This window comes from Gracilimonas sp. (genome assembly GCF_035704785.1).
GTDB lineage: Bacteria > Bacteroidota > Rhodothermia > Balneolales > Balneolaceae > Gracilimonas.
On sequence record NZ_DASSWP010000168.1, the window covers coordinates 1 to 5,478 of the forward strand.

Genomic DNA, 5,478 nt, shown 5'->3' on the forward strand with positions numbered 1-5,478 from the left:
TTCCTATCTGATGAAGAGTGGTTGACAGGATTCAATTATTTCTACGAAGACTACCTTGTTTATGACGATATGGTAGCAGTTGATTCAGATGGTGACGGACAAGTTGAATATCAAGAATATTATGATGCTTTATACGAATCAGCATATTTCACTGACATTGATTTGGATGCAGATAATTATATCAGTGAGTATGAATTAGCAAACTATGTTTTTGATAACTGGGATATAAACGATACCGGTTTAATTAACCGATCAGAATTCAATCAATTCGATGAATATTATCTTGATGTATAAATTTATCAAGAAATTTATCATAGGTATCGTTACCTATTAAATCAACTCTTTGAGCAGACTCGTGGAATAAACGAGTCTGTTTTTTTAATTTGACCCTCTCCTTCCCACTAAAATCTGCGCCATTCTAAAGTGAAAAATCGAACTTTTGGAAATAATTCTGACAAACAAATCTTTCATTTATCTTCAGTTTACTAACTTAGGGAAAAATTAAAAACAGCTTTTATTTGTCAATAAAGCGCATTTAAGAGCATGTGTATCAAGAATATTCTTTCCCACCTACTGATGGAGAGTAAATTATGAAAAAACAGAAAGTTTTAAACTTTTGGAAACTACTAAAGGTGAGTTTCAAAGATTTTAATGACAATGATCCACTTCGACTGAGTTCATCAACAGCTTTTTTTGCTACTTTTTCTTTAATCCCAACAATAGTTCTTCTTTTAAACCTCTTTACTATAATCTTTAGTGAACAATTATTAACCGGAGAGGTTTTTAATGCATTGGCAACTCACTTGGGGGAAGAAACAACTGATTATCTATCCACCATTCTTGAAAATGTTCAGAATATGCAACAGGGAACTTTGGCTACCCTGGGTATAATCATTTTTTTAATGTTTGTAGCTACAACCCTTTTTATTGTAGTTCAAAGTTCATTTAATCAAATATGGAAGGTGAAACCCACAAAAGGTGTCAGCTACAAGTTTATGGCTAAGAACAGGGGAATATCACTGTTGATAATCCTTGTGACCGGCCTCTTGTTTCTGGTAACGCTCTTACTGGATGTAGTTATAGGTTTTTTGGGCGAAAATATTTTTTACCTGGTTCCGGGGATAGATCAATGGCTGATATCACTATTGAATATCGCTTTTTCTCTTGGAATTTTTACTTTATGGTTTGCTTCTATTTACAAGTTCCTGCCTGATGTAATTTTAAGTTGGAAAACCGTGTGGCCCGGCTCATTGCTAACTTCTGTTCTGTTTGTCATAGGTCAATTTATATTGGGACGTGTGCTGGTGTTAGGAAATATTAGCACCATTTACGGCGCCTCAGGTTCTCTCGTGCTGGTACTGCTATTTATATTTTATTCATCTTTTATTCTTTATTATGGTGCATCTTTTGTAAAAACCTATGCAGAAAATAATGGAGAAAGAATTGAAACAACTAATTTTACGGTGCGGTACGAAATAAACGAGATTGAATGAAGATGTTCTTTTATACTCGTCACGAAGCTGCAGGGTTTAGGTCTGCTTCCATTAAAGAGGGGCCGGGTGATCCCATGAAGTGTTCCCAACGGAGCGCCGGAACGAGGGGTGAAAAACGGTGGTAAGCCTGAGATGAGCCACTTACCAGGGAAGCAGTAACAGATATCGAAAACTATATCTTAAGCACGAAATTTGACTTGTCGAAATCTGAATTCAGGTTCAAACGGACAGCCGTAAGAGATTTCTTCAATACTTTTTTGAGGTCACTATATGCCGCCGGTTTGGTGATATAAATATTAGCTCCGTTCAAAAAGGTTTCCTCGATATCCTTTTCAGAGGTTGAGGTAGAGTAGATCGCAATTGAGATATCGTTGTACTTCTCATGGCTTCTGATCTCTTTCAGGCATTCTATACCATTCATATTTGGCATGTTGAGATCCAGAAAAACAATGTGTGGAAGTGGATTATTTTTTTTTGCGAGAAAATCCATCAGCTGTTTGCCATCATTCATCATATGCAGAATGATATCCTTATCCATCTCTTGCAGGATCTCTTTGAAAACAAGCCTGTCGTCCTCATCATCATCGGTTAGAAGAACGCGAAGTGGTGCTTTATTTTTCATTTTTCCGTCGGAGTTTGAGTCTCTACAGGGATATAAATATCAAATGAGGTTCCTTTGTTTAAAGCGCTGTCAACAAATATTTCCCCATTATGATGGGTCACAATTTTCTTGACAGTTGCCAGCCCGATTCCCGTACCCGGATATTCATCTTTTGAATGAAGTTTTTGAAATACCTCGAATATCTTTTCATTGAACTTTTTATCAAAACCGATCCCGTTATCTGAAACTGAAACATGGCAGTATTTTTGATCCGGAGACAGGCGTTTTGACTTCAGTTCACTCCCTTTTACAATACTGCTTTTGATCTTTATCTCAGGGTTTTCTCCGGGTTTTGAAAATTTGAGTGCATTGCTAATAAGATTATGCATCAGCTGCCGGAACTGAAAGACGATAACATCTGCCTTACACATTTCTTGCAGCTCAATATTGGCTTTTTTCTCTTTAATAACGTCGTTGAAACTTGCTAAAACCTCTTCAATAATATCACCCAGGTCCACTTTTTCAAAAGTTCTCTCTGACGTGTTCAGGCGTGAAAATGCAAGCAGATCATCAATAAGCTTCTGCATCCGTTTTGCAGCGCCCTGCATAACAGTGAAATAGGTTTTACCCTTTTTGGACAGGTTTTGATTTTCTTTTTCGAGTACCAGGCCGGCAAAAGTTTGGATTTTTCGGAGCGGCTCCTGCAAATCGTGGCTCGAAATATATGTAAAAGCTTCCAACTCTTTATTCGCTTCTACCAATTCCTCGTTCATTTCCCGGAGTTCTTCAATAGCATTTTTTAACTCAACCGTCCGTTCTTCAATTTTTTCTTCCAGTTCTTTGGTATGTTGCTCCTGAATTTCACGCCGTTTTTCTCTCTCTTTTACCTGTTCGGTAATATCTTCTACTGACAAGAGGATCAAATTTTCAGATTCATCATCTTTCGCAACCTCTCGTGCATTCAGCAGCAGATGAAGCTCACCAATACCGGAAAAAGTGTGAGTGACTTCATAATCAATAACAACAGGTTTATCGGGAATAATATCTTCAAGCAATTTTCTAATTTCAGGAAAGTCCCACATCTCATCACCCAGATCATAGATCAGTGACCCAACGGTTTCCTGTTCTTTAAGCTCAAATTGTTTGTAAAAGGCATTATTAGCCGTTCTTATCTGAAGTTTTTTATTCAGTACCAGCAATGGTTCGCGAATATTTGCTACAATAGACTCAGAATAGTTTCTTTCTGCTTCGATCTGTTCATTTAAACTGCTCATTTCCTGGTTCAGGACAATCAGTTCTTCATTCGTGCTTTGAAGCTCCTCCTTACTGGTCTCTAACTCTTCATTTAAACTCTGTAGTTCTTCACTGCTGCTCATCAACTCTTCGTTGGCACTTTGGAGCTCTTCAATGGCAACTTCCTGATCCTCCGTGATGTTGCGCATGTCCTCCCTTGTGTCCACAAGTTCTTGCTCTAATTGCTGAATGCGAAGATCTTTATCGGTATCCGGCACTTCGCCTGTTTCTGAGCCTTCAGTTTCAGGTTTTTGTCCTTTGTTTTCTGAAATTCTGTCGTGAAACAATATTAAAAAATGCGGCTCTATCGTATTGGGAAGCGGAATAGCTTCGATGGACACCGAATGAAGTTCATCATTAAGCTTGATCGGAATGTTCTCTTTTTTTACTTCTTCACCCCCCTGTTTTGCTTTATGCAGAACATTTCGCAATTCAAAAGCCAAACCGGGCACGGCCAATGCCATGAGATTATGGCTCGGCTTCCCAGACGATTGCTCTAAAAATGGGCCGGTTTTACCCCGATACTGTACAATATCCATCGCTTCATTTACCACTACACCGGCAGGGGTGTAATTTTTGAGCATATAGTCGTCTGCCGTTTTTTGGAAGTCGGGACTCTTCTTTTCCGGCGTATCATGTTTTTCTCTCTCATTATAATCAAGTTCGGTATTCCGGTTAACCACCTGCACGAACTTACTTGATGCATCTTTACGCGTATATATTTTGTCGCTTTTGGCAGCTTCAGAAAATAGGTCAGGAACCCCACTGGTTGTTTCTGATTTACCGAGCAATAATATCCCGTTTTGGTTTAGCACATAATGAAACGTGTTAAGTGCCTTTTTCTGTAAATAGGGTTCAAAATAGATCAACACATTACGACAGCTTATCAGGTCTATTTTACCAAATGGAGGGTCTTTTAAAAAATTATGAACAGCAAAAACACACATATCCCTAACCTGCCGGTTCACCTGAAAATTTCCATTTGATTTGGTAAAGTATTTCTTTATTCGTTTCTCAGATACCCCCGCCAATTCCGTTGTCGAATAAGTACCTAAACGAGCCCTGTCGATTGCAGATTCGCTTAGATCAGATGCAAAGATCTGCACTTTTTTCCCGGGGTTTCCCATAGTTCGGGATTCCAACAGTTCTCTAAACAGAATGGCCAAAGAATATGCCTCCTCTCCGGTACTGCAACCCGCCACCCATACCCGTATGGTTTTATCAGCGGGAATTTTGTCTATAAGATCCGGTAAAAATTGTTCGGCTAAATTTTCAAATATTTTCGGATCTCGGAAGAATGAGGTAACCGGAATCAAAAAATCACTGTACAGGGTATCCTGTTCCTCTTTGTTTTCTCTTAGATATTCAAGATAGGCAGACACCTTTTTAATTTTGTTGATCGCCATCCTCCGAAGTATTCTTCTGCGGATCGTGGTCTGTTTGTAATAGGTAAAATCAGTGCCTTTTCGAACCCGCAACAGGGTGATAATTTGCATGAAATTATTCTCTTTATCACTCTCTTTGTTACTCTCTGAAGAGGTATCTAAAGCATCCTGGGTTTTAATAAAGTGCTTTATCTCGAGTAATTTTTTCGGGATTTCTTCCGGCGGTAGCACAAAATCAACTACCCCAGCATGAATTGCGCTTCCGGGCATTCCATTGTATTCTGCCGATTCTACATTCTGAGCAAAGGTAATGCCCCCGGCATCTCTTATAGTTTTTAAACCCTTGGTACCATCCGATGCTGTACCCGAAAGTACCACGCCAATGGCACGTGATTCATAAGCTTCAGCAAGGGCTGAAAATAAAAGATCGATGGGAAGAATACGTTCTAATTTTTTCTTTTCCGGCCGATCAATGAGCTCTATTTTACCATCTGATGCCGTCATCAGTTTGTCACTTGGCATTACATAAACGTGGTCAGACTCAATTTTGCAATCCTCCGACATCTCTACTACCGGCATGTTTGTTTCTTTTTGAAGTATTTCGGGCAGCAGGCTTTCGTGATCCGGATCTAAATGTTGTACAAATATAAAAGCCATACCGGGCTCTTCCGACATGGCTCTGAGTAAGGTTTTAAAAGGAGTTAAT

At 39.0% G+C, this 5,478-nt stretch carries 4 protein-coding genes; 2 read left to right on the forward strand and 2 right to left on the reverse strand.

Annotated elements, in window-relative coordinates; translation table 11 throughout:
* Together VFM80_RS09960 and VFM80_RS09965 are read left to right on the forward strand one after the other, a co-directional pair.
* Positions 1–294: hypothetical protein (locus VFM80_RS09960; RefSeq protein WP_395071676.1), on the forward strand; the 294-nt coding region annotated here is incomplete at its 5' end.
* 296 nt (positions 295–590) lie between these two features.
* Positions 591–1,493: a YihY/virulence factor BrkB family protein gene (locus VFM80_RS09965; protein WP_395071677.1), complete on the forward strand. Its 903-nt coding sequence runs from the start codon at positions 591–593 to the stop codon at positions 1,491–1,493.
* 172 nt (positions 1,494–1,665) lie between these two features.
* Here VFM80_RS09965 and VFM80_RS09970 read toward each other — a convergent pair whose 3' ends face one another.
* Together VFM80_RS09970 and VFM80_RS09975 are read right to left on the reverse strand one after the other, a co-directional pair.
* Complete coding sequence (locus VFM80_RS09970; RefSeq protein ID WP_395071678.1) at positions 1,666–2,115, reverse strand: response regulator; 450 nt, start codon at positions 2,113–2,115, stop codon at positions 1,666–1,668.
* A partial coding sequence (locus VFM80_RS09975) for a CheR family methyltransferase (protein WP_395071679.1) occupies positions 2,112–5,478 on the reverse strand: 3,367 nt, incomplete at its 5' end. The genes VFM80_RS09970 and VFM80_RS09975, both read right to left, overlap by 4 nt.

Excerpts from the sequence above, each read along its gene's own strand:
- VFM80_RS09965 (WP_395071677.1), top strand. The coding sequence starts at position 591 with ATGAAAAAACAGAAAGTTTTAAACTTTTGGAAACTACTAAAGGTGAGT.
- VFM80_RS09970 (WP_395071678.1), bottom strand. The coding sequence starts at position 2,115 with ATGAAAAATAAAGCACCACTTCGCGTTCTTCTAACCGATGATGATGAG.